This window comes from Streptomyces sp. NPDC096079, assembly GCF_040303145.1.
GTDB lineage: Bacteria > Actinomycetota > Actinomycetes > Streptomycetales > Streptomycetaceae > Streptomyces.
Window position 1 is genome coordinate 696,859 of record NZ_JBEOST010000001.1, and the last position, 21,952, is coordinate 718,810.

Here is a 21,952-nt window from a genome sequence, read left to right on the forward strand (position 1 = left end):
ACCCCCCGGGGGCCATCATGCTCCCGCCGGGGACGGCAGCTCCGCCCGGGGGCGGGTGATGACCAGGGACATCAGGGCCGCCGCCGCGCACAGCGCGCCCGCCGCGTACCAGACCACGTCGTACGTGCCGAAGACGTCCCGCGCCACCCCGCCCGCGAAGGCGACCGCCGCCGCGCCGACCTGGTGGGAGGCGAGGACCCAGCCGAAGACGATCGCCGAGTCCTCGCCGTAGTGCTCGCGGCACAGCGCGATCGTCGGCGGCACGGTGGCGACCCAGTCGAGGCCGTAGAAGACGATGAAGAAGAGCATCGGGGGATGGACCGAGGGCGCGAGCAGCAGGGGGAGGAACAGGAGCGAGATCCCGCGCAGGGCGTAGTAGACCGCGAGCAGGCGGCGCGGGGAGAAGCGGTCCGTGAACCAGCCCGAGGCGATCGTGCCGACGACGTCGAAGACGCCGATGACCGCGAGGAGTCCGGCCGCCGCGGTGACCGGCATCCCGTGGTCGTGGGACGCCGGCACGAAGTGCGTTTTGACCAGGCCGTTCGTCGAGGCGCCGCAGATGGCGAAGGAGCCGGCGAGGAGCCAGAACGGGCCGGTGCGGGCGGCCTTGAGGAGGACCGTGACCGCGCGGCGGGCCGCGCCCGTGACGGGGGCGGGCTTTTCGGCGTACGCGCCGCCGTACGGGGCGAGCCGGACGTCCGCGGGGTGGTCGCGGAGCAGCAGCCAGACGAAGGGGACGACGGCGAGGGCCGCCAGGGACACCGTCACCGCCGCGGGGCGCCAGCCGTGGCGCTCCACCAGCCAGGACAGCAGGGGGAGGAAGATCAGCTGGCCGGAGGCGCCGGCGGCGGTCAGGATGCCCGTGACCAGGCCGCGGCGGGCGACGAACCAGCGGTTCGTGACCGTCGCCGCGAAGGCGAGGGCCATGGAGCCGCTGCCGAGGCCGACGAGGACGCCCCAGTAGAGGACGAGTTGCCAGGCGGCCGTCATCCAGACGGTGAGCAGGGAGCCGAGCGCGATGACGCTGAGGGCGACGGCCACCACCCGCCGGATGCCGAAGCGGTCCATGAGCGCCGCCGCGAACGGCGCGGTGAGGCCGTAGAGGGCGAGGTTCACGGAGACGGCGAAGCCGATCGTCCCGCGCGACCAGTGGAACTCCTCGTGCAGCGGCTCGATGAGCAGGCCCGGCAGGGAGGCGAAGGCCGCGGCGCCGATGATCGTGACGAAGGTGACCGCCGCGACGAACCAGGCGCGGTGGACGCGGGGGGCGCGGGGCTGTCCGGCGGGTGTACGGGGAACCGTCTCGGTTGTCTGGGCCATGCCATCGAGCATTCCGGCCGGGCGGTCCCCCTCGCCATTGGCCCGAACGACAGGTTTCCAAAGGATCGGGACAGGGGTCCCTACAGACGGGGCAGCGTTCTGACCGGTCTCACCGCGAGCAGCGCCGCCACCACGAGCAGCGCGATCCCCGCGCCCGTGAGCAGCACCGTCTCCGTGCCGACCGCCGCCGCCACCGGCCCCGACAGGGTCCGGCCGACGCCCATCATGAGGAGCGAGCCGGCCACGTCGTACGCGTGCATCCGGTTCAGGGCCTCCTGCGGCACGTGCGTCTGGACGGAGGTGGACCACATCACCAGCCAGAACGCGAAGGCCGCGCCGCCGATGAACTGGCCCGCGCCGAGCACCGCGACGGGAGCCCCGAGGCCCAGCAGGACGAGGTTGACCGGGAGGCCGGTGAGCGCGACCGCGCCCGCCGCGAGGGGGCGGCGCGGGCGGAGCCGTATCGCGAGGAGGCCTCCGACGGCGCTGCCGGCGCCGTTGACGGCCATGAGCACGCCGTACGCGGCCGAGCCGTGGTCCTCGGTGACCAGGCTCGCCGTGAGCGGCACCATGGGCCCGGCGACGGTCAGTCCGTACACCGTCCAGATGGAGATGACCCCCCAGAGCCAGCTCCGGGACCGGAACTCCCGCCATCCTCCGACGAGTTCGGCGGCCAGGGAGTCACGCCGGGCGGTGTCGGAGGGGATCGGGGCGAGACGGATCAGCAGGAAGCAGACGGCACTGACGGCGAAGGTGACGCCGTTGACCGCGAAGGCCGCGCCCGCGTTCCACACGGCTACGAGCAGGCCGGCGGCGGCGGGTCCCGCCATGGTCATGAGGGCCTCGACGACCCGCAGGACGGCGTTGGCGCGCTGCACGTCGGGGGCGATGCGGGGGATGGTGGAGGCGACGCCCGGCTGGAACAGGGCGGCGCCGACGCCGCTGAGCACGGACAGCGCGTACACGGCCCAGAGCGGTGGGCTGCCGAGCGTGAAGGAGACGGCGAGGACCGCGGCTCCGGGCAGCCGGAGGAGGTCCGCGAGGATCATCATCCGGCGGGCGGTGAACCGGTCGGCGAGGACGCCTCCGAAGAGCACGAAGCACGCGAAGGCGGCGGTCCAGCCGCCGAGCGCGTAGCCGACGGTGGAGCCGGGGTGGCCGGCGCCGAGGAGTCCGGCGGCGAAGGCGACCGGGACCATGCCCTCGCCGAAGACGGCGACGCCCCGGGCGACGAAGAAGAGCCGGAAGTTACGGTTCCACAGCGCGGGCGGCACGACGGGGGCGGGAATCCGCGCGTCGGCCTCAGACTTGTACGTGTTGTCCGTCACGGACATGTAGAGCTACCACCAGGTGGTCTGGACCACCACCGATTTACGAAGGGGGCGCCGCCCGTGCCGTCGCCGCATCGCGTCGTCGTCCTCGCCCTGCCCGGCATCCTCCCCTTCGAGCTGGGCATCCCGCACCGCATCTTCGGCCGCGCGAAGGACCCCGAGGGGCTCCCGCTGTACGAGATCGTGACCTGCGCCCCGGTGGCGGGTCCGGTGCGGACGGACGCCGACTTCTCGATCCACGTCGAGCACGGCCCGGAGGCGCTGGCCACCGCAGACACGGTCGTCGTGCCCGCCTCGTACGAGCTGGGGCCGGTCTACGAGGAGGGCAGGCTCCCCGAGGAGCTGGCGGCGGCGCTGGCGCGGATCCGGCCCGGCACCCGTCTGGTGTCCATCTGCACCGGCGGGTACGTCCTGGCGGCCGCCGGCTTCCTCGACGGGCGCCCGGCGACCACCCACTGGGCGTCCGCCGAGCACTTCCAGCGGCTCTTCCCGAGCGTGCGGGTGGACGCGGACGTCCTCTTCATCGACGACGGCGACGTCCTCACCTCGGCCGGTGTGGCCGCGGGGATCGACCTGTGCCTGCACATGGTGCGCCGCGACCACGGCACGGCCGTCGCCAACGAGGTCGCCCGCAGGACCGTCGTGCCACCGCACCGGGACGGTGGCCAGGCCCAGTACATCGAGCGGCCCCTGCCGGAGGCGGGCACCCACACCACGACGGCGGCGCGCGCGTGGGCGCTCGCCCACCTCCACGAGCCGATCCAGCTGCGGGACCTGGCGGAGCGGGAGGCGATGAGCGTCCGGACGTTCACCCGCCGCTTCCGCGACGAGGTCGGCATCAGCCCCGGCCAGTGGCTCACGCAGCAGCGCGTCGAGCGGGCCCGGCACCTGCTGGAGTCCACGGGCCTGCCCGTGGACCGGGTCGCCCAGGACGCGGGCTTCGGCACGGCCCAGTCGCTGCGCGTGCACCTGATGAGCGCGATCGGCGTGACCCCGACGTCGTACCGCCGCACGTTCCGCACGGCGACGGGGGCGGGCACCGACTGAACGGGCCCGCCCCCGTACCGCTCGCACGGGCCCGCCCGGTACCGCTCGCACGGGCCCGCACCACTGGAACGGGCCCGCCCCCGTACCGCTCGCACGGACCCGCCCCCGTACCGCCGGCGCGGCCCCGCCCCCGCTCGGACGTCCGCGCCGGTCAGAAGGTCAGCACCCCCCGCGCCACCTTCCCCCGCTCCGCGTCCTCGGCCGCCCGTGCGAAGTCCTCCACGGGGTACGTGCGGGTCACCAGCTCGTCGAGGAGCAGGGCTCCGGTGCGGTACAGCTCCGCGTAGAGCGCGATGTCCTTCTGCGGCCGCGAGGAGCCGTACCGGCAGCCCAGGATCGACTTGTCCAGGAACATCGCCGCCGGCAGGAAGCTCGCCTCCGCCTTCGGCGCGGTCATCCCGAGCAGGACCGCCTGGCCGTGCCGGTCGAGGAGGTCGATGGCGGTGCGGACGAGGCCCGTGTGACCGACGCACTCGAAGACGTGGTCGGCACCGGTGGGCAGGATGTCCCGGACGCCGTCGGAGGAGGCGAGGAAGTGCGTCGCCCCGAACCGCCGGGCCACCTCCTCCTTCTCCGGGTTGGTGTCCACGGCGACGATCGTGAGCGCGCCCGCGATCCGGGCGCCCTGGAGGACGTTGAGGCCGATGCCGCCGGTGCCGATGACGACGACGGTGTCGCCGCGCCCGACCCTCGCGCGGTTCAGTACGGCTCCGACGCCGGTGAGGACGCCGCAGCCCATGAGGGCGGCGGAGGTCAGCGGGATGTCCCGCGGGATCTTCACCGCCTGGACGGCCTTGACGACGGTCCGCTCCGCGAAGGAGGAGTTCGACGCGAACTGGAAGAGCGGCTGCCCGTCGCGCGAGAACGGCCGCCCCGGCATCCCGATCGCCTTCCGGCACATGGTGGGCCGGCCGCGGTCGCAGTCGGCGCAGGCGCCGCAGTTCGCGAGCGTGGACAGGGCGACGTGGTCGCCGGGGACGACGTGGGTGACGCCGGGGCCCACGGCCTCGACGACGCCGGCGCCCTCGTGACCGAGGACGACGGGCGGCGGGAAGGGGATGGTCCCGTCGATGACGGACAGGTCGCTGTGGCAGAGCCCGGCGGCGGCGATCGCCACGAGCACCTCCCCGGGGCCCGGGTCCCGGACCTCCAGGTCGTCGACGACCTGGGCCTGCTTCCCGTCGAAGACGACGCCTCTCATGACCCGCTCCCCCTGCCCGTGTTGGGCCGCTCGCCGGAAGCCGCGGCCCTCGCCATCTCCTCCAGCATCGCCAGCATGGGCATCGGGTCCGTCCCGACCGTCCCCGGCAGGAAGTCCGCGATGCGCTCGGGGGTCCACGCCCCGCCCTCCGCGTATCCGGCGCGCAGCTCCCTCGGCTGCGCCCAGACCGCGATCTTGGGTCCGGCGATGGTGTACACCTGGCCGGTGATCTTCTCCGCGCGGGCCCGCTCGCTGAGCAGGTAGACGACGAGCGCCGCCACGTCCTCCGGTTCGCCGATCTCCTTGAGCTCCATGGGGACGTTGGCGGACATCCGGGTGCGCGCCACGGGCGCGACGGCGTTCGCGGTGACCCCGTACTTGTGGAGGCCGAGGGCCGCGCTGCGTACGAGCGAGATGATCCCGCCCTTCGCCGCGGAGTAGTTGGCCTGGGCGACGGAGCCCTGGTGGTTGCCGCTGGTGAAGCCGATGAGCGTGCCGGTGCCCTGTTTGCGCATGACGGCGGACGCGGCCCGGAAGACGGTGAAGGTGCCCTTGAGGTGGGTGGCGACGACGGGGTCCCACTCCTCCTCGGACATGTTGAAGAGCATCCGCTCGCGCAGGATGCCGGCGACGCACACGACGCCGTCGATGCGTCCGTACTCGGCGAGGGCGACGTCGACGATCCGCTGTCCGCCCGCCATGGTGGAGATGTCGTCGGCGACGGCCACCGCGGCTCCGCCCGCCGCCTCGATCTCCTTCACCACAGAGGCGGCGACCTCGGAGGTCGGCTCGCCCCCCTCGATGGACACCCCGTAGTCGTTGACGACGACCTTCGCGCCCTGCGCCGCGCACGCGAGGGCGACGGCGCGGCCGATGCCGCGCCCCGCTCCCGTCACGGCGACGACCTTGCCAGCCAAGAAGTTCCCCACGCCCGGCCCCTTCCCGCAGTTTCTGACGGTCCGTTAGATTCGTTCGTCGTCAGGATTCTACGGTCCGTCAGATACCGGAAAACAAGACCCCGGAGGCCCCGATGTCTCTTCCCGCCGCCTTCCACGAGATCGCCAAGCGCGTCAACAACTGGGGCCGCTGGGGCCAGGACGACGAGATCGGCACGCTCAACCTCGTCACCGACGAGGTCGTGCGGGAGGCCGTCGCCACCGTCCGCACCGGCCTGCGCGTCCCGCTCGCCCTCGACCTCAAGCAGGACGGCGTGCAGACCGGCATGATCCCCGGCCGGGTCAACCCGCTGCACGTCATGGTCCAGGTCAACCAGGAGATCTTCGGCCCCGGCACGGTCGCCACCAGCGACGACGCCGTGACCCTGGGCCTCCAGGCGGGCACCCACTGGGACGCCCTCACGCACGTCTCCCACTCGGGCCGCATCTACAACGGCCGGCCGGCCTCCTCGATCACCGCGCACGGCCGCTCCGCGTTCAGCGGCATCCACACGGCCCGCCACCTCGTCAGCCGCGGGGTCCTCCTGGACGTCGCCGCCGCGAAGGGCGTCGACCGGCTGCCGGGCGACCACGCGGTGACCCCCGAGGACCTCGACGAGGCGGCCGAGTTCGGCGGTGTGACGGTACGGGCCGGGGACGTCGTCCTCGTACGGACCGGGCAGATCCAGGCCTACCTCGCGGGGGACAGGCACGGGTACGCGTTCCCGTCACCCGGGCTCTCCGTGCGCACGCCCGAGTGGTTCCACGCCCACGACGTCGCGGCCGTCGCCAACGACACGCTCACCTTCGAGATCTTCCCGCCCGAGATCGAGGACCTCTGGCTGCCCGTGCACGCCCTCGACCTGGTGGAGATGGGCATGCTCCAGGGGCAGAACTGGAATCTGGAGGCTCTGTCCACAGCCTGTGCACAAGAAGGGCGCTACGCCTTCCTGCTCTCCGCGATGCCCGAGCCCTTCGTCGGCGGCACGGGCACACCGGTGGCCCCGGTGGCCGTCCTGTAGGACGGCGAAGGGAGGACGGCGAAGGGAGGACCCCACGGGCGGCGGCGCGCTCGCGCGCGCCCCGAGCACGGCACGAACCGCCGCCACCCGGCCGCGACCCGCACACGCCGAGGGCCACGGCCCTCGGCTCCCCTCGCCACGAATCGCTCACCCCAGGGTGGGCAAAACGGAACGAATCGTCAACAGTGCACCCGGCCGGGCGACAGCGCCGACGACACGGGGGCGCCGGGCGTCCTCGGCGCGACCCGGTCCACCTCGCACCAGATGCTCTTGCCGGCGCCCTCCGGCTGCCAGCCCCACCGGTCCGCCAGGCCGTCGACCAGCTCCAGGCCGCGCCCGTTGGTGTCGTCGCCCTCCGCGTGCCGGGGCCGGGGCGGCCGGTCGCTCGTGTCGGCGACCTCGACCCGCACTCCCCCGCCCCCCGCGGCGAACAGCATCCGCAGCACGGCCGGGCAGCCCGTGTGCACCACGGCGTTGGTCACGAGCTCGGAGATGAGCAGCACCAGCGTGTCGGCGAGCGGCTCGTCATCCCCTATGCCCGATCCGGCGAGCCGCGACCGGGCCCACTTCCGGGCTCGTCCCACCTCTGCCGGGTCCGGCCCGACCTCCAACTGAACCTGAAGCACCTGCACCGCTCACACCATCCGAACCGGCGGACACACCTTTACGGAACGTGATTCCCTTGTGGGACAGCATGGTTGACGTACAGTCACCGCAACAAGCGCTTCGGGCATATTCCAGCGCGAAGGAGTACGCATGGTCCATACTGTGCGACGCACGCTGCGGGTAGTCGAACGCCGGGCGCGAGCGGCGGGCATTCCGGGCCACGGGGCCGCCCCAGGGGCGACACCGGGACGATCCGGGCCGTCGAGCACTCGCATCCCACGGAGCGTACCGGAGGCGGAGGCCGACTCCGGGCCGTGACGGCCCCGCCGAAGGACACAACCCGATATCAACATTCCGTGACGTGCGGGGCGCTCAGCGCTACAGCCCGGCGGCCACGGTCTCCTCGGCCCGGGCGGCGGGCAGCCGCAGCTCGGCGCGCACCCAGGCCCGCTTCAGATGCAGGTGCACGTCGGCCTCCCAGGTGAAGCCCATCCCGCCGTGCACCTGGAGGCAGTCCCGCGCGCCCAGCACCGCGGCCTCGTCGGCGAGCAGCTTGGCCCCGGCGATCTCGACGGGATCGCCGGTGACGGCGGCGGCCCACACGGCCGCCCGCGCGAGTTCGACCCGCACGAGCATTCCGGCACACAGGTGCTTGACCGCCTGGAACCCCCCGATCACCTGCCCGAACTGGGTGCGCGTCCGGGCGTGGGAGACGGCGGCCTCGGTGCTGGCCGCGGCGCTGCCGACCTGCTCGGCGGCGGTGAGGAGAGCGGCCTCGGCGGCGGTGCGGAGGGCGGCACCGGCCGCTCCCGCCGCGCCCTCCGTGCCCGGCACCCGGTGGAGCGGCGTGAGCGGATCGACCGACCGCACCGGTACGGCTCCGGTGGCATCGCCCAGGACCACGTCGGCCTCGTCCAGCCAGGGGACGAGGCCCTCCTCCACGGAGGTCACGACGACGGTCCCGTCGGCCGCGCCGGGCACGGTCCCGGCGGCCAGGTGCGTGGCCACCAGCGGTCCCGGCAGCAGCACCCGCCCCGCCTCCTCGAAGACGAGGGCGGCCTCCGGGAGCCCGAGACCGACGCCCCCCTCGTCCTCCGGGAGCCGCAGTGCGAAGAACCCGGCCGCGCCGAGCTCACGCCACAGGTCCCGGTCCAGGGACGGCGCGTCGACGGCCGCCCGCAGGGCCTGCCGGCCGAAGAGGCCCGCGAGCAGCTCCCGTACCCCTCGTCGCAGGGCTCGCTGGTCCTCGGTGAGTCGGAAGTCCATGGGGGGTCACCGGCCCTTCGGCAGGCCGAGGATGCGCTCGGCGACGATGTTGCGCTGGATCTGGGAGGTGCCGGCCGCGATCGTGTACGAGAGCGAGGACAGCCGGTCGAGGGTCACGTCGCGGCCCAGGTCGAGCGCGTCGGGGCCCAGGACGGCGGCGGCCGCGTCGTACAGCTCCTGGCGGGCGTGCGAGTAGTGCAGTTTGAAGACGGAGCCGCCGGCGCCGGGGACCCCGCCGGTGGCCTGGGCCTCGCTGACGTTGGCCTGGGTGAGGCGCCACAGCGCCTGGAACTCGGCGGAGAGCCTGCCGAGCCGGCGCCGCAGGACGGGGTCGTCCCAGGTGCCGTTCTTCCGGGCGGTGCGGGCGAGTTCGCCGAGGAGGCGGCGGCAGGCGACGACCTCGCCGACGAAGGCGGTGCCGCGTTCGAAGGAGAGCGTGACCATGGTGACCCGCCAGCCGTCGTTCTCCTCCCCCACCCGGTTGGCGACCGGCACCCGGACCTCGTCGAGGAAGACCTCGGCGAACTCGGTCGACCCGGCGAGGGTGCGCAGCGGCCGGATCGTGATGCCGGGGGCGTCCATGGGCAGGGCGAGCCAGGTGATGCCCTGGTGTCTGGACGGTGCCTCGGGGTCCGTGCGGACGAGCAGTTCGCACCAGTCGGCGACCTCGGCGTGCGAGGTCCAGATCTTCTGGCCGGTGACGACGTACGCGTCCCCGTCGCGGACGGCCCGGGTGCGGAGGGAGGCGAGGTCGGATCCGGCGTCGGGCTCGCTGAAGCCCTGGCACCAGACCTCGTCGCCGCGCAGGATCGGCGGCAGCCACCGGGCGCGCTGGGCGGGCGTGCCCTCGGCGGCGATGGTGGGTCCGGCGTGGAGGAGGCCGACGAAGTTGGCGCCGACGTAGGGCGCGCCGGCGAGTTCGGTCTCCTCCAGGAAGATCAGCCGCTGGGTCGGGGAGGCGTCCCCGTGGGTGTCGGCGTATCCGGCGTCGTACAGGCGGCGCTGCCAGCCGCAGTCGTAGGCGCGGCGGGCGGGCCAGTCGAGGGGGTCGGGCCGCTCGGGGAGTCCCGGCAGGGTGGCGGCGAGCCATTCCCGCAGGCGGGCGCGGTACTCCTCCTCCTCGTCGGTGCAGGAGAGGTCCATCAGACGATCCCCAGGTCGAGCATGCGGATGGCGTTGCCGCGCATGAGCTTGTAGACCGTCTCGTCGTCGAGGCCCTGGACGTGGTCGAGGGCGACCTCCTTGGTGTGCGGGAAGGTGGAGTCGACGTGGGGGTAGTCGGTCTCGAAGGTGGCGTTGTCGCGGCCGACGACGTCGAGCGAGGCGATGCCGTGCTTGTCGCGGAAGAAGCAGCAGTAGATCTGCCGGTAGTAGTAGGTGGACGGGGGTTCGGGGACGAGGTCGCGGACCCCGCCCCAGGCGCGGTGCTCCTCCCAGACGTCGTCGGCGCGTTCGAGGGCGTACGGGATCCAGCCCATCTGGCCCTCGCTGTAGGCGAGCTTGAGGCGGGGGAACTTCACGAGGACGCCGCTGAAGAGGAAGTCCATCATCGAGGCCATGGCGTTGTTGAAGCTGAGGGAGGCCTGGACGGCGGGCGGGGCGTCGGGGGAGGCGGCGGGCATCTGGGAGCTGGACCCGATGTGCATGTTGACGACCGTGCCGGTCTCCTGGCAGACGGCGAAGAACGGGTCCCAGTAGCCGGAGTGGATGGACGGGAGTCCCAGGTGGGTGGGGATCTCGGAGAAGGTGACGGCCTTGACGCCGCGGGCGGCGTTGCGGCGGATCTCGGCGACGGCGAGGCCGATGTCCCAGAGGGGGATGATGCACAGCGGGATCAGCCGGCCGCCGCTGTCCCCGCACCATTCCTCGACCATCCAGTCGTTGTAGGCGCGGACGCAGGCGAGGGCGACCTCCTTGTCGTGGGCCTCGGCGAAGGTCTGGCCGCAGAAGCGGGGGAAGGTGGGGAAGCAGAGGGAGGCCTCGACGTGGTTGAGGTCCATGTCGGCGAGGCGGGCCTTGGGGTCCCAGCAGCCGCGCCGCATCTCCTCGCGGGTGATGCCCTCCAGGGTCATGTCGTCGCGGTCGAAGCCGACGGCGGCGATGTTGCGCTTGTACGGGAACTTGAGGTCCTCGTAGATCCACCAGTCGGTGGGCGGGCCTTCGGGGTCCATCGTGATCTGGTACTTGCCGGCGACGTAGGCGAGCTCGCCGATGCCGGCCGTGAGGGGCCGGGGCCCGCGGTCGCGGTACTTCTTCGGGAGCCAGGTCTCGAAGAGGTGGGCGGGCTCGATCACGTGGTCGTCGACGCTGATGATGCGGGGCAGTTCCGTCATGGAGCCCTCTCCCGTTTCTGATGACCCGTCAGATCTGACGGGATCAGGCTAGCCCCCCACCCCTGGACCGACAAGCGCCGGACCTCTACGCTCACCGCACCATCTGACGGAACGTCAGCCATGAGGAGTACGGGATGAACGAGACCGCACACGCCCTGGGCGAGTCCCGCACGCTCTGGGAGCTCGTCGAACGCCGCGCCGCCCTCACCCCCGACCGGCCCGTCCTCCTGCAGGGCGACCGCGTCCTCACCTTCGAGGGCCTGCGCGAGCGCGCCGAGCGCTGCGCCGCCGGCCTGTACGCGATGGGCGTGCGCCCCGGCACCGTCGTCGCCTGGCAGCTGCCCACCCGCGTCGAGACCGCCGTGCTCACCTTCGCGCTCGCCCGCATCGGCGCCGTCCAGTCCCCGGTGATCCCCTTCTACCGGGACAAGGAGGTCGGATTCGCGCTCCGCGAGTCCGGGGCCGAGTTCTTCGCCGTCCCCGGAACTTGGCGTGGATTCGACCATGCGGAGATGGCGCGGAGGCTCGGCGCACGCGGGATCTTCGAGGCGTACGAGGACCTTCCGGACGGCGATCCGGCCGTCCTGCCGCCACCGCCCGCCTCCGGCACCGACGTCCGCTGGATCTACTGGACCTCCGGCACCACCTCCGACCCCAAGGGCGTCCTGCACACCGACCGCTCGCTCCTCGCCGGCGGCTCCTGCCTCGCCCACGCCCTCCACCTGACGGCCGAGGACATCGGCTCGATGGCCTTCCCGTACGCGCACATCGCCGGGCCCGACTACACGGTGATGCTGCTGCTCTACGGCTTCCCGGCCGTGATGTTCGAGCAGTTCGCCCTGCCCGAGGCCCTCGACGAGTACAACCGGCACGGCGTGACCGTCGCCGGCGGCTCCACCGCCTTCTACGCGATGTTCCTCGCCGAGCAGCGCAAACAGCCCGGGAAGCCCGTCATCCCCACCCTCCGGCTGCTCGCGGGCGGCGGCGCGCCGAAGCCGCCCGAGATCTACCACGCCGTACGGAAGGAGCTGGGCTGCCAGCTCACCCACGGGTACGGCATGACCGAGGTCCCCATGATCACGATGGGCGCACCCGACGACACCGCCGAGAACCTCGCCTCCACCGAGGGCCGGCCGCCCGCCGGCATGGAGATCCGCATCACCGGCGACGGCGAGGTCCGGCTGCGCGGCGAGGCCGTCTGCCGGGGCTACCTCGACCCGGCGCAGACGGCCGCCGCCTTCGACGAGGACGGTTTCCTCATCACCGGCGACGTCGGCCGGCTCACCCCGAGCGGCCACCTCGTCCTCACGGGCCGCATCAAGGACATCATCATCCGCAAGGGAGAGAACATCTCGGCCAAGGAGATCGAGGACCTCCTGCACCGGCACCCGGACGTGGGCGACGCCGCCGTCATAGGCCTCCCCGACGCCGAGCGCGGCGAACGCGTCTGCGCCGTCGTCGAACAGCCCCCGGGCGCCGCGCCGCTCGCACTGCCGCAGCTCACGGCCTTCCTGCGGGAGGCCGGGCTCTCCGTCCACAAGCTGCCCGAACAGCTGGAGGTGGTGGACGCGCTCCCCCGCAACGAGACCCTGCGCAAGGTGCTGAAGTACCGGCTCAGGGAGCGGTTCGGCACGCCCCGCTGAGGGCCTCCGGCAGGTCCTCGTACACGTCGAAGAGGCGGCGGACACCGAGCGCGGACAGCACCCGGTCGACGTGCCCGCCCCGGTCGTACCCGGCCCGGTCGTCCCGCACCGCGGGAAGGATCAGGCGCAGCCGGCCGCCGCAGGAGCGCAGCAGGCGACGGGAGGCGATCAGCACGCCGACGCCGCTGGAGTCGCAGAACCGCACGGCGGACAGGTCGATCACCAGGTCGTGCCGGCCGCCCGCGACCGCGTCGTGGACACGGCGGCGTATCCCGGGAGAGGTGACCAGGTCCAACTCCCCCTGGACACGGAGAACCGTCCAGGGGCCGTGCTCGTCCTCGTCGACCTCGATCGTCGTCACGGTCGCCGCCTGCCCCACCGGGAGGCGGCGAAACCCCCGCCGCGAAGGATGACGCTTTCCTTACCATCCGTACCTGCGTCAAGGGCGCACTTGCGGCAAACAGGAGTGCGTTGTCGGAGCGGCGCATTACTTTGGAGGAGAACCGGGACGGAGGGCCTCATGGCGATGGACACACCACCGCGCTGGGACCGCAGGATGCAGCAGCGGCTGGCACGCGGGGAAGCCGCGGCCCTCGGCGAGTTCTACGACCGGTTCGCCGCCCTCGTGCACAGCCTCGCCCACCGGGTCCTCGACGACGACGCGGCGGCCGACCAGGTCACCCGCGAGGTCTTCGGCTACGTCTGGGAGAACCCCGACGCGTACGACCCGAAGCAGGGCAACATGCGCTCGTGGGTCGCCAAGCTGACCCAGCGGCAGGCCGTGCACCGGCTGCGGGAGGCCGAGGCCCTGGCGTACGCGGAGACGGGTGTCGGCTCCGCCGAGGAGCTGGAGCAGAAGGTGCACCGGGCCACGGTCGCCGCCCGTGCCGACTACATCGTCACGTCCATGCCCGCCTCGCTGCGGGCCGCGCTCGAACTGGCGTACTTCCAGCGGCGCGACTACCGCCAGACCGCCGCCGACCTGGGCGTCACCGAGGACGAGGCCCGCCGGCGGCTCCGGCTCGGACTGCAACTGCTCTCCTCCGCGAACACCCGGCCGCTCGAAGGGTCCTCGCCGCCGGGCTACGGACGGGCGCTGTGACCGGGGCGAGCGAGGACGGCGACCACGTCGCGCGCGCCCCGTGGATACCGGGACCGCGTCGGTCGGCCGACGACCACGCGGACCTGACGGCACCGCTGCCGGAGGAGGCGGAGGAGCCGGACGTGGACGAGGAGGAGCCCGAGGTACCGGTCCTCACGCACAACGTGCTCAAGTCCCTGCTCGGGGCCTGGGCGCTTTCGGCGTGCTCGGCCGGGGAGACCAGGGCCGTCGAGAACCACCTCACCGAGTGCGCGCCCTGCGCCGACGAGGCCCTCCGGCTCCGCGACGCCGTCGCGCTCCTCCACGAGGACCGCGACCTGGACCTCGACCCGCTGCTCCGCTCCCGGGTCCTGGAGAACTGCCTGGGCCGCCGGCCCGCCCGCATCCCCGTCCCCGACTGGGTCACGCCGTACGACGCGGAGACCGCCCGGCTCGACGCGCTCCTGAGGGACATCGGCGAGTCCGAGTGGCACGCGCCGGTGCGCCTCAAGTGGTACGAGGAGGACCGCGTGGTGCGCCGCAAGGCCACCGTCGCGGCGGTCATCGGCCACCTCATGGCGGTGGACGGCCTGGTGTCGGCGGCGCTCGGCCTGGACGACCCCCTGGGAGCCGGGGTCCCGGAGCTGTCCCCGACGGAGCGCACGGAGGCGTTCTGGTCGGCCCTCGACCGGCCGCCGAACCGCGCCCTGCGGGGTCCGTGGCGGGACCAGTCGCACACGCTGATCCGGACGGCCGCCTTCGCGGGGCGCGGGGTGGCCGACCTGACGGTCACCTACAAGGACTTCTCCCTGCCGCTCCGCGACTCGCTCCTGGAGCGGGCCTTCGAGTGCTGGCGGCACGCGGACGACATCGCGACCGCCGTGGCCTACCCGTACGCGCCGCCCAGCGGGCCGCACCTGCACGGAATGATCGACCTCGCGGCCCGGCAGCTGCCTGCGGCCCTCGCGAACCGTCGCCGCACGGGCCTGGCCGGCCCCGCGAAGGAGCTCGTCACGGCGGGCGCGGCGGGCCGCTCGCTCCACCTGGAGGTGGAGGGCTCGGGCGGCGGCCACTGGTACATCGCCCTGGACTCCCCGGCGGCGCTCGGCTCCCCGGACCGGGCGGTCGCCCAGGTCGCGATGGACGGGGTGGAGTTCTGCCAGCTGGTGGCGGGGCACATCACGCCGGAGGAAGCGGCGGCGGGCCAGGACGGCGACCGCGAGGCGATCCGCGACGTCCTGTCGGCGGCGGCGTCGTTGAGCCGCCTGTAGCAGGGCCCGCCGACAGCCGCGCCCGCGGTGGCGGCGCCCGCCTTAGCCACGCCCGCCGGTAGCCGTGCCCGCGGTGGCCGCGCCCGCCTTAGCCGCGCCCGCGGCCCCGCGCGGGCGCCGCCCGTGAGGGGTTACGCGAAGACGACCGTGCGGCGGCCGTTCAGGAGGATGCGGCGTTCCGCGTGCCACTTCACCGCCCGCGCCAGCGCCTGGCACTCCACGTCCCGCCCCGTCGCCACCAGCTGGTCGGGCGTCACCTCGTGGCCGACGCGCTCGACCTCCTGCTCGATGATCGGGCCCTCGTCGAGGTCGGCCGTCACGTAGTGCGCGGTCGCGCCGATGAGCTTCACACCGCGCGCGTGCGCCTGGTGGTAGGGCTTGGCGCCCTTGAAGCTGGGGAGGAAGGAGTGGTGGATGTTGATGATCCGGCCGGAGAGCTGCTTGCACAGGTCGTCGGAGAGGACCTGCATGTAGCGGGCGAGGACGACGAGCTCGACGTTCTCCGTGCGGACGAGGTCGAGGAGCTCGGCCTCCGCCTCGGGCTTGTTCTCCTTGGTGACCGGGATGTGCCGGAAGGGGATCCCGTAGGAGCCGACCAGTTCCTCGAACTCCGTGTGGTTGGAGACGACCGCGACGATCTCGACCGGCAGGGCCCCGATGCGCGAGCGGAACAGCAGGTCGTTCAGGCAGTGGCCGAACTTCGAGACCATGAGGACGACCCGCATGGGCTGGTCGGCCCGGTTGATCTGCCAGTCCATCGCGTAGGCGTCGCCGACGGCGGCGAAGCTCGCCCGGAGCTTTTCGACCGTCACCGGGGTCTCGGCCGAGAAGTGGACCCGCATGAAGAAGAGACCGGTGTCACGGTCTCCGAACTGCTGGCTGTCCTCGATGTTGCAGCCGGTGATGAAGAGGTAGCTCGACACGGCGTGCACGATGCCCTGCTTGTCCGGGCACGAGAGGGTGAGGACGTACTGGTCGGTCATCCCGTCAGCCTGCCACAGACGCCCGCCCGGGCGGGCCGCCGTCCGTCAGGCGGAACGGCTCAGGACCGGGTCATGATACGAAGCACGTCGAGGGAGCACGGGGGCGTGTCGGGGTCCTCGCCGTCGGCCCGCGCCATCCGTACGTGTGCCTCGCGGGCGGCGCGCACGGCCTCGGGCCAGCCGAGGTGCCGGAGGTAGGCGGAGACCTGGGCGTCCGGGCCCACCTGGTGCATGATGCGCAGCACCCGGAGGACGGCGACGTCGACGAGGGCGGCCTCGCCGGAGTCCCGGAAGATCGCGCCGACGTACTTCTCGGCGGACCAGTTGTCGAGCCAGGTGTCCTCGACGAGGCGGTAGACGGCGTCGGTGACGTCGCCGTACCCCTCCTGGCCGGCCAGCCAGGTCGTCTCGTGGAATCCGGGGTCGGAGAGCATGTGCAGCGCCGAGCGCACGTTGCTGCGCCAGCGCCACCACGGCATGTCGTTGAGCGGCATGCCGCCCATGGTGGAGGAGCGACGGCCGCGACGGGAAGAGTTCACCGAACCGGAGACGGGATTGGAGACGGGATTGGAGACTGGACTGGACACGTTTCGATCGTACGTTCCGGGTCCGACAAGCGGACTCGCCCCCTCCCCTTCCGGTCGGTGGCCCCCGTAATTCACCTTCACGTCACCCCCCGTTGAACCGTGCTCACTCCCGCGTTACCCATGAGGCGGAAATGTGCATGCCCATGACCGGTAGGCGACTGACCTCACTCCTCGCGTACGTCACGACCGCGGCGGCGGCAGCGTCGCTGCTCACCGGCTGTGGCGTGCTCCCTGGGGCCACGGGGGGCTCCAGGGAGCCCGTCACGGTGATGACCTGGGCCCCCGACCAGACCCGCGCGACCAATATGCCGGGAATGCCCGCCATGGCGCAGACCTACGCCCGCTGGGTCAACTCCCAGGGCGGCATCGACGGACACGAGCTGCGCGTCCTGACCTGCAACGAACAGAACAGCCCGTCCGGCGCCGCCGCCTGCGCCCGCCGGGCGGTGCGCGAGAACGCGGTGGCCGTCGTCGGCTCGTACAGCCAGAACGGCCGCGCCTTCATGGCCCCGCTGGAGGCCGCCGGCATCCCGTACATCGGCGGGTACGGCATCGCCGAGGACGAGTTCACCAGCCCGCTCTCGTACCCCGTCAACGGAGGCGTCGCCTCCCTCGTCGCCGGGCACGGCATGCAGCTCGCGGACTCCTGCGAGAGGGTCTCGCTCGTCCGCCCCGACACCACCGCCGGCGACAAGCTCCCCGAGCTCCTCAACTCCGGCCTCCGCAAGGCGAGCCACCACAGCGCCATCGACATCCCGGCCCAGGAGGACGCCGCCGAGTACACCCGGCAGGCCGGCAGCGCCCGCGACCGGGCCGGCGAGGAGAAGGGCTGTGTGACCGCCGTCCTCGGCGAACGCACCCAGACCTTCTTCGACTCCTTCCGCCGCCTCCCCGAGGACGAGAAGAGCGACGGCGTCCGGATCTCCTCGGTCCTCGGCAGCGTCGACCAGCCCGTCATCGACCGCACCGGCGGCCCCCACAGCCCCTTCGAGGGCGCGTTCGTCACCGGCTGGTACCCGGCGGAGGGCGACAAGAGCTGGGCGCCGATGCGCAAGGTCATCCAGGAGCACGCCTTCGTCGACAACCGGGTCGACCCGGCCGACACCGGCGTCCAGACCACCTGGATCGCCTACACGGTCCTCAGGGAGGTCATCGAGGGCCTCGACAAGGACAGCGTCACGGCCGGGGAGATCAGCCACGCCCTCGACCGCGGCGAGCGGATCGACACCGGCGGCCTCACGCCCAGCCTGCGCTGGAAGTACGAGGACATGCTCGGCGCCCCCGGCTTCGCCCGGATCGTCAACCACGAGGTGACGTTCCAGGTGGTGCGCCAGGGACGCCTCGTGGCGCAGAAGCCCGGTTTCGTCGACGTCGGCGAAACCGTCCTCAGCGCCCCCTGACCGCGCTCAGAGCTGCGTGTAGGTCCGCTTCTCCAGACCGAACTTGTCGGCGGTCGGGTTCCACAGCCTGGCCGCCTCGCGCTTGGCCGTGGTGGCCTCGCCGCTCTTCGCGTCGCCCGCGGTCCGGTGGTTGGTCGAGCGGGCCTTGCCGCCCTTGCAGGCCTTCTTGGCCTTCATCTGGTCGGCCCAGGCCGCGTAGTGGTCGTCGGCGGAGGCCGAGGCCTGCCAGGCCTTGGTGAGCGCCGCCGTCAGCGCCGCGCTGTCCGGGATCTTGTCGACGGACAGCGCCTGGAGCTTGGTGATCAGGCCCCGGCGCTGCTCGGCGGCGCCCCGCAGATCGCCCGCCGCCTGGTCGAGGTCCTTGCACTGGTTGATGGACGCGACGGAGCTGATCACCGTCTCGCGGCTACTGCTGCTCGTCGCGAGGAGCTTGCTCAGCTCCTGCGCCTGCGGCTCCGCCGGGTCGGCCGGCTTCTCCGTGGGCTGCTCGGCCGAGGCGGAGGGCGCGGCCGAGCTCGCCGCGACGTTCTGCCCGGGGGTCTTGGGGTCCTTCTCCTCGTCCCCACCGCTGAGCAGCGCCCCGGCGCCGAGGCCGACGACCGCGCAGCCGACGACGACGGCGGCGATCAGCGCGACCGGCGACTTGCGGCGCGGCGCGGGCTCCTCGTCGTCGTAGTAGGCGTCCTGGAAGCCGAACTGCTGCTGCGGCGGCTGCGGCGGCTGGTGGTGCTGCTGCTGCTGGTACGGGGCCGGGCCCGGCTGCTGGTAGCCCTGCGGCGCGTGCGGCTGCTGGGGCGCCCGCGGCGCCTCCGTACGGAAGAGGTTGTCGAACTCGGCGGGCGGCTGCCGCTCACCGGGCGCCTGCGCCGGCACGGGCGCGATGTACTGCGTCGCGTCCGAGGCACCGGCCGGACCGGGCCCCTGCGCGGCGAGCGGGCCCGTGCCGAGGAACTGGGTGTCGGAGCCCCCGCCCTGCTGCGGCGGCACCGGGGCCATGTGCTGGGTGGCCTGCATGTCGCCGGCGCCCGGAGCACCGGGGCCCGGGTAGCCGTAGCCGGGCTGCGGGGCGGCGGCGCCGGGACCCGGGTAGCCGTACCCCGGCTGCGGGGCGGCCTGCGGCGGCATCCCCTGCACCGGCGGCATCCCGCCCGGGACCGGCGCTATGTGCTGGGTCGCCTGCATGTCCCCGGCGGCCGGGGCGCCGGGGCCCGGGTAGCCGTAGCCGGGCTGCGGCGGGCCCTGCTGCGGCGGTACCGGCGGCAGGTACTGGGTGGACTGCATGTCGGCGGCGCCCTGCGGCGCCTCCGGCGGCAGCGGCTGCGCGGGCGGCAGGGGCTGCCCGCCCGGCTGCCCGCCGGCGGGACCCCAGGCGCCGCCCCACGGCTGACCGCCGCCATGCTCCGGACCCTGTCCGTTCTGCGTCACCGGGACTCCCACTGATGGACCAACCTACGGAATCGTCGGCTCACGCTACCGGGTGCCGACTGGGCTCCGCACACACGTGTGAGACCGGTTACACGAGCGGTGTACGAAACGCCCCCGGACGTCCAGCCGCGCCCGCGGACGGCTACGCCGCGTACAGCTCCATCCGCGCCCCGAACTCCCGCACCACCGCCTCCCCCGCGTACGGCTCCAGGCGCTCCCTCAGGTCCTCCAGGTACTCCGCGCCCCGCGACGACCGCAGCGTGCCCAGGAGTTCGAGCGCCTGCGTGCCCGTCCGGCAGGCCTGCTCCACCTCCCGCTGCTGCACCCGCGCCGAGGCGAGCAGCGCGAGGCCGATCGCCCGCCGCCGCGCCCGCGACTCCGGGTGCCCGGCGATCGACTCCTCCGCCGCCCGCGCCGCCGCCTCCGCCTGCCCCAGGTCCCGGTGGCAGTGCGCCAGTTCGTCCGCGAGGTACGCCCGGTCGAAGTGGGCGATCCACACCGGGTCGTCACCCGCCTCGGGATCGGCCCGCTCCAGGGCCCGCACGGCACGGCCCGCCGCCGACTCGAAGGCCCGCACGTCGCCCATCAGGGCGTGCCCGCGCGCCTCCGCCGCCAGGAACATCGCCTCCGCGCGCGGCGGCACCTTCCCCCGCGCGCCCTCCTGCGCCGCCCGCGCGAGCTGGGCGATCTCCCGCGGGTTGCCGAGCTGCGCGGCGAGGTGGCTCATCGAGGCGGCCAGCACGTAGCCGCCGTACCCCCGGTCGCCCGCCGCCTGCGCGAGCCTGAGCGCCTGGATGTAGTACCGCTGCGCGAGGCCCGGTTCACCGGTGTCCACCGCCATGTACCCGGCGAGCTCGGTCAGCCGGGCGACGGCCGCGAAGAGCTGCCGGCCGATCGCCTCCCGGTAGGAGCCGGACAGCATGCCCGACACCACGCTGTTGAGGTAGTGCACGACCACCGGCCGCACGTGGCCGCTGCCGAAGCGCCGGTCGAGGTCGACGAGCGCCGCCGTCATCTCCCGTACGGCGGCCACGTCCGCGACCCCGACCCGGGCCCCCGCCATCCGGGCCACGTGCGCGTCGGGGCCCGTGATCAGCCAGTCCCTGCTGGGCTCGACGAGCGCGGAGGCCGCGACCGTCGAGCCGTTCAGGAAGTCCCGCCGCCCCACGTCGCTGCGCCACAGCTCGCAGACCTGCTCGATCGCCCCGGGCACGGTCGGCGCGAACTGGAGCCCCACCCCGGCGGCGAGGTTGCGGCCGTTGGCCATGCCGACCTCGTCGATCGTGACCGTGCGGCCCAGCTTGCGGCCCAGCGCCTCCGCGATGATCCCGGGCGCCCGGCCGCGCGGCTGCTGCCCGCGCAGCCAGCGCGCCACCGACGTCTTGTCGTAGCGCAGGTCGAGGCCGCGCTCCGCGCCGACCATGTTGACCCTGCGGGCGAGGCCGGCGTTGGAGCAGCCGGCCTCCTGGATGAGCGCCTGGAGCCGTTCGTTGAGCTGACGCGGAACGAGTGGCCTGGCTGCCATGAGTACCCCCTGAGGCCGTGCGGTGATCACGAGAGAACTGATCAATGCCCGGCGAATATGCGGTCAATGCAGATGTGAACACGCGAAACCGGACACGTCGGCCACGCGGCTGGATCCACCCCGCCGCCCACGCCCCCCCACCTCTGCGTACCCACCCCCGCTCCCCGGCCCTCCGCGCGCCCCCGCCCGTGCACCCATGCGCCCCGCGTGCAGGATCGATGCGTCAACACGGCCTTCACCGCGCCCGTAACCCCAGGTGACGGGGGAAGTTGTGCTCACCGTGGAAGAGACCATGGGAGTCACGGAAGCCGCACAGATCCCCAAGCAGCGGGGCGAGCAGCTGCTGGACAGCGCCGTGCGGTACGCGGAAGAGCGGCACTGGGACGTGTTTCCCGGGACCTGGCTGGAAGCCGTCGAGGGCAGGGAGCGCTGCTCCTGCGGCGCGGACGCGTGCGCCGTGCCCGGCGCGCACGCCGTCAGGCCCGACTGGTCGACCCAGGCCACCGGGAGCGGGGTCGGGGCGCGGCGGATGTGGTCGAAGACGCCGAAGGCCTCCATCCTGCTGCCGACCGGCCGCACCTTCGACGCGATCGAGGTGTCCGAGTCGGCCGGCTTCCTGGCGCTCGCCCGCATGGAGCGGATGCAGCTGACGCTCGGCCCCGTGACCTGCACCCCGGACCGCCGGATGTACTTCTTCGTGCTGCCCGGCGCCGCCGCCAAGGTTCCGGACCTCGTCCGCAAGCTCGGCTGGACCCCGGCCTCCATCGACCTCGTCACGCGCGGCGAGGGCCACTACGTGGCGGCCCCGCCCACCCGGATCGGCGGCTTCGGCGCGGTGCAGTGGGCGCGGCGACCCACGCCGGCGAACCGCTGGCTGCCCGACGCGGAGGAACTGATCAGCGCCCTCGCCTACGCCTGTGGCCGGGAAGCGGCGGAGGCCCGGAGCCGCACGCAGTGACAGAGGGGCCCGGTCGGG

General features: G+C 73.1%; 20 protein-coding genes. 7 read left to right on the plus strand and 13 right to left on the minus strand.

What is annotated here, in order from left to right; translation table 11 throughout:
* Positions 1–15: 15 nt before the first annotated feature.
* Both ABTY59_RS03295 and ABTY59_RS03300 read right to left on the minus strand, forming a co-directional pair.
* Entirely contained in the window at positions 16–1,320 is a 1,305-nt protein-coding gene (locus ABTY59_RS03295; protein ID WP_352017158.1) for an MFS transporter, read from the minus strand.
* 80 nt (positions 1,321–1,400) lie between these two features.
* Positions 1,401–2,654: an MFS transporter gene (locus tag ABTY59_RS03300; RefSeq protein ID WP_352017159.1), complete on the minus strand. Its 1,254-nt coding sequence runs from the start codon at positions 2,652–2,654 to the stop codon at positions 1,401–1,403.
* Positions 2,655–2,711: 57 nt separating this feature from the next.
* On the opposite strand from ABTY59_RS03300, the gene ABTY59_RS03305 reads away from it, so the two are divergent.
* The gene (locus ABTY59_RS03305) at positions 2,712–3,698 is read left to right on the plus strand and encodes a GlxA family transcriptional regulator (protein ID WP_352017160.1); all 987 of its coding nucleotides are present in this window, start codon (positions 2,712–2,714) and stop codon (positions 3,696–3,698) included.
* A gap of 151 nt (positions 3,699–3,849) precedes the next feature.
* Here ABTY59_RS03305 and ABTY59_RS03310 read toward each other — a convergent pair whose 3' ends face one another.
* Entirely contained in the window at positions 3,850–4,899 is a 1,050-nt protein-coding gene (locus tag ABTY59_RS03310) for a Zn-dependent alcohol dehydrogenase (protein ID WP_352017161.1), read from the minus strand.
* Positions 4,896–5,828, minus strand: coding sequence for an SDR family oxidoreductase (locus tag ABTY59_RS03315; RefSeq protein ID WP_352017162.1), 933 nt, complete (start codon positions 5,826–5,828; stop codon positions 4,896–4,898). The genes ABTY59_RS03310 and ABTY59_RS03315 overlap by 4 nt, the downstream gene beginning before the upstream one ends.
* Before the next feature lie 101 nt (positions 5,829–5,929).
* Between ABTY59_RS03315 and ABTY59_RS03320 the strand changes: the two genes are divergently transcribed.
* Positions 5,930–6,856: a cyclase family protein gene (locus tag ABTY59_RS03320; RefSeq protein ID WP_352017163.1), complete on the plus strand. Its 927-nt coding sequence runs from the start codon at positions 5,930–5,932 to the stop codon at positions 6,854–6,856.
* Positions 6,857–7,035: 179 nt separating this feature from the next.
* Here the strand turns inward: ABTY59_RS03320 and ABTY59_RS03325 are convergent, their stop codons facing one another.
* The 4 genes from ABTY59_RS03325 to ABTY59_RS03340 all read right to left on the minus strand — a co-directional run bounded on the left by ABTY59_RS03325 (position 7,036) and on the right by ABTY59_RS03340 (position 11,061).
* Entirely contained in the window at positions 7,036–7,488 is a 453-nt protein-coding gene (locus ABTY59_RS03325) for an ATP-binding protein (RefSeq protein WP_352017164.1), read from the minus strand.
* A gap of 352 nt (positions 7,489–7,840) precedes the next feature.
* Entirely contained in the window at positions 7,841–8,728 is an 888-nt protein-coding gene (locus ABTY59_RS03330; protein WP_352017165.1) for an acyl-CoA dehydrogenase family protein, read from the minus strand.
* 6 nt (positions 8,729–8,734) lie between these two features.
* Positions 8,735–9,871 carry an acyl-CoA dehydrogenase family protein gene (locus tag ABTY59_RS03335; RefSeq protein WP_352017166.1) on the minus strand — a complete coding sequence of 379 codons (1,137 nt, stop codon included), beginning with the start codon at positions 9,869–9,871 and terminating at the stop codon, positions 8,735–8,737.
* Positions 9,871–11,061 carry an amidohydrolase family protein gene (locus tag ABTY59_RS03340; RefSeq protein WP_352017167.1) on the minus strand — a complete coding sequence of 397 codons (1,191 nt, stop codon included), beginning with the start codon at positions 11,059–11,061 and terminating at the stop codon, positions 9,871–9,873. Before ABTY59_RS03340 ends, ABTY59_RS03335 begins: the two co-directional genes overlap by 1 nt.
* A gap of 134 nt (positions 11,062–11,195) precedes the next feature.
* Here ABTY59_RS03340 and ABTY59_RS03345 point away from each other — a divergent pair, with 134 nt between their 5' ends.
* A complete protein-coding gene (locus tag ABTY59_RS03345; RefSeq protein ID WP_352017168.1) occupies positions 11,196–12,704 on the plus strand; it encodes a class I adenylate-forming enzyme family protein in 1,509 nt (502 codons plus the stop codon).
* On the opposite strand, the gene ABTY59_RS03350 is transcribed toward ABTY59_RS03345, so the two are convergent.
* Positions 12,676–13,065 (minus strand): STAS domain-containing protein, encoded by a 390-nt coding sequence (locus tag ABTY59_RS03350; protein ID WP_352017169.1) that lies wholly within the window; start codon positions 13,063–13,065, stop codon positions 12,676–12,678. The genes ABTY59_RS03345 and ABTY59_RS03350 overlap by 29 nt on opposite strands.
* Positions 13,066–13,224: 159 nt before the next feature.
* On the opposite strand from ABTY59_RS03350, the gene ABTY59_RS03355 reads away from it, so the two are divergent.
* Positions 13,225–13,806 carry a sigma-70 family RNA polymerase sigma factor gene (locus tag ABTY59_RS03355; protein WP_352017170.1) on the plus strand — a complete coding sequence of 194 codons (582 nt, stop codon included), beginning with the start codon at positions 13,225–13,227 and terminating at the stop codon, positions 13,804–13,806.
* Entirely contained in the window at positions 13,803–15,056 is a 1,254-nt protein-coding gene (locus tag ABTY59_RS03360; protein WP_352017171.1) for a zf-HC2 domain-containing protein, read from the plus strand. The genes ABTY59_RS03355 and ABTY59_RS03360 overlap by 4 nt, the downstream gene beginning before the upstream one ends.
* Before the next feature lie 131 nt (positions 15,057–15,187).
* Here the strand turns inward: ABTY59_RS03360 and purU are convergent, their stop codons facing one another.
* Positions 15,188–16,039, minus strand: a complete 852-nt coding sequence (purU, locus tag ABTY59_RS03365) for a formyltetrahydrofolate deformylase (RefSeq protein WP_352017172.1) — start codon at positions 16,037–16,039, stop codon at positions 15,188–15,190.
* 59 nt (positions 16,040–16,098) lie between these two features.
* A complete protein-coding gene (locus ABTY59_RS03370) occupies positions 16,099–16,542 on the minus strand; it encodes an SCO4402 family protein (protein WP_352017309.1) in 444 nt (147 codons plus the stop codon).
* Positions 16,543–16,769: 227 nt separating this feature from the next.
* On the opposite strand from ABTY59_RS03370, the gene ABTY59_RS03375 reads away from it, so the two are divergent.
* Entirely contained in the window at positions 16,770–18,026 is a 1,257-nt protein-coding gene (locus ABTY59_RS03375; protein WP_352017173.1) for an ABC transporter substrate-binding protein, read from the plus strand.
* A 6-nt stretch (positions 18,027–18,032) separates the two neighbouring features.
* Here the strand turns inward: ABTY59_RS03375 and ABTY59_RS03380 are convergent, their stop codons facing one another.
* Together ABTY59_RS03380 and ABTY59_RS03385 are read right to left on the minus strand one after the other, a co-directional pair.
* Positions 18,033–19,451 (minus strand): hypothetical protein, encoded by a 1,419-nt coding sequence (locus tag ABTY59_RS03380; protein WP_352017174.1) that lies wholly within the window; start codon positions 19,449–19,451, stop codon positions 18,033–18,035.
* A gap of 142 nt (positions 19,452–19,593) precedes the next feature.
* The gene (locus ABTY59_RS03385) at positions 19,594–20,976 is read right to left on the minus strand and encodes an NsdA family TPR-like regulatory protein (protein WP_352017175.1); all 1,383 of its coding nucleotides are present in this window, start codon (positions 20,974–20,976) and stop codon (positions 19,594–19,596) included.
* Between the two features lie 271 nt (positions 20,977–21,247).
* Between ABTY59_RS03385 and ABTY59_RS03390 the strand changes: the two genes are divergently transcribed.
* On the plus strand, positions 21,248–21,934 hold the full coding sequence (locus ABTY59_RS03390) for a bifunctional DNA primase/polymerase (RefSeq protein ID WP_352017176.1): 687 nt from the start codon (positions 21,248–21,250) through the stop codon (positions 21,932–21,934).
* Positions 21,935–21,952 lie beyond the last annotated feature (18 nt).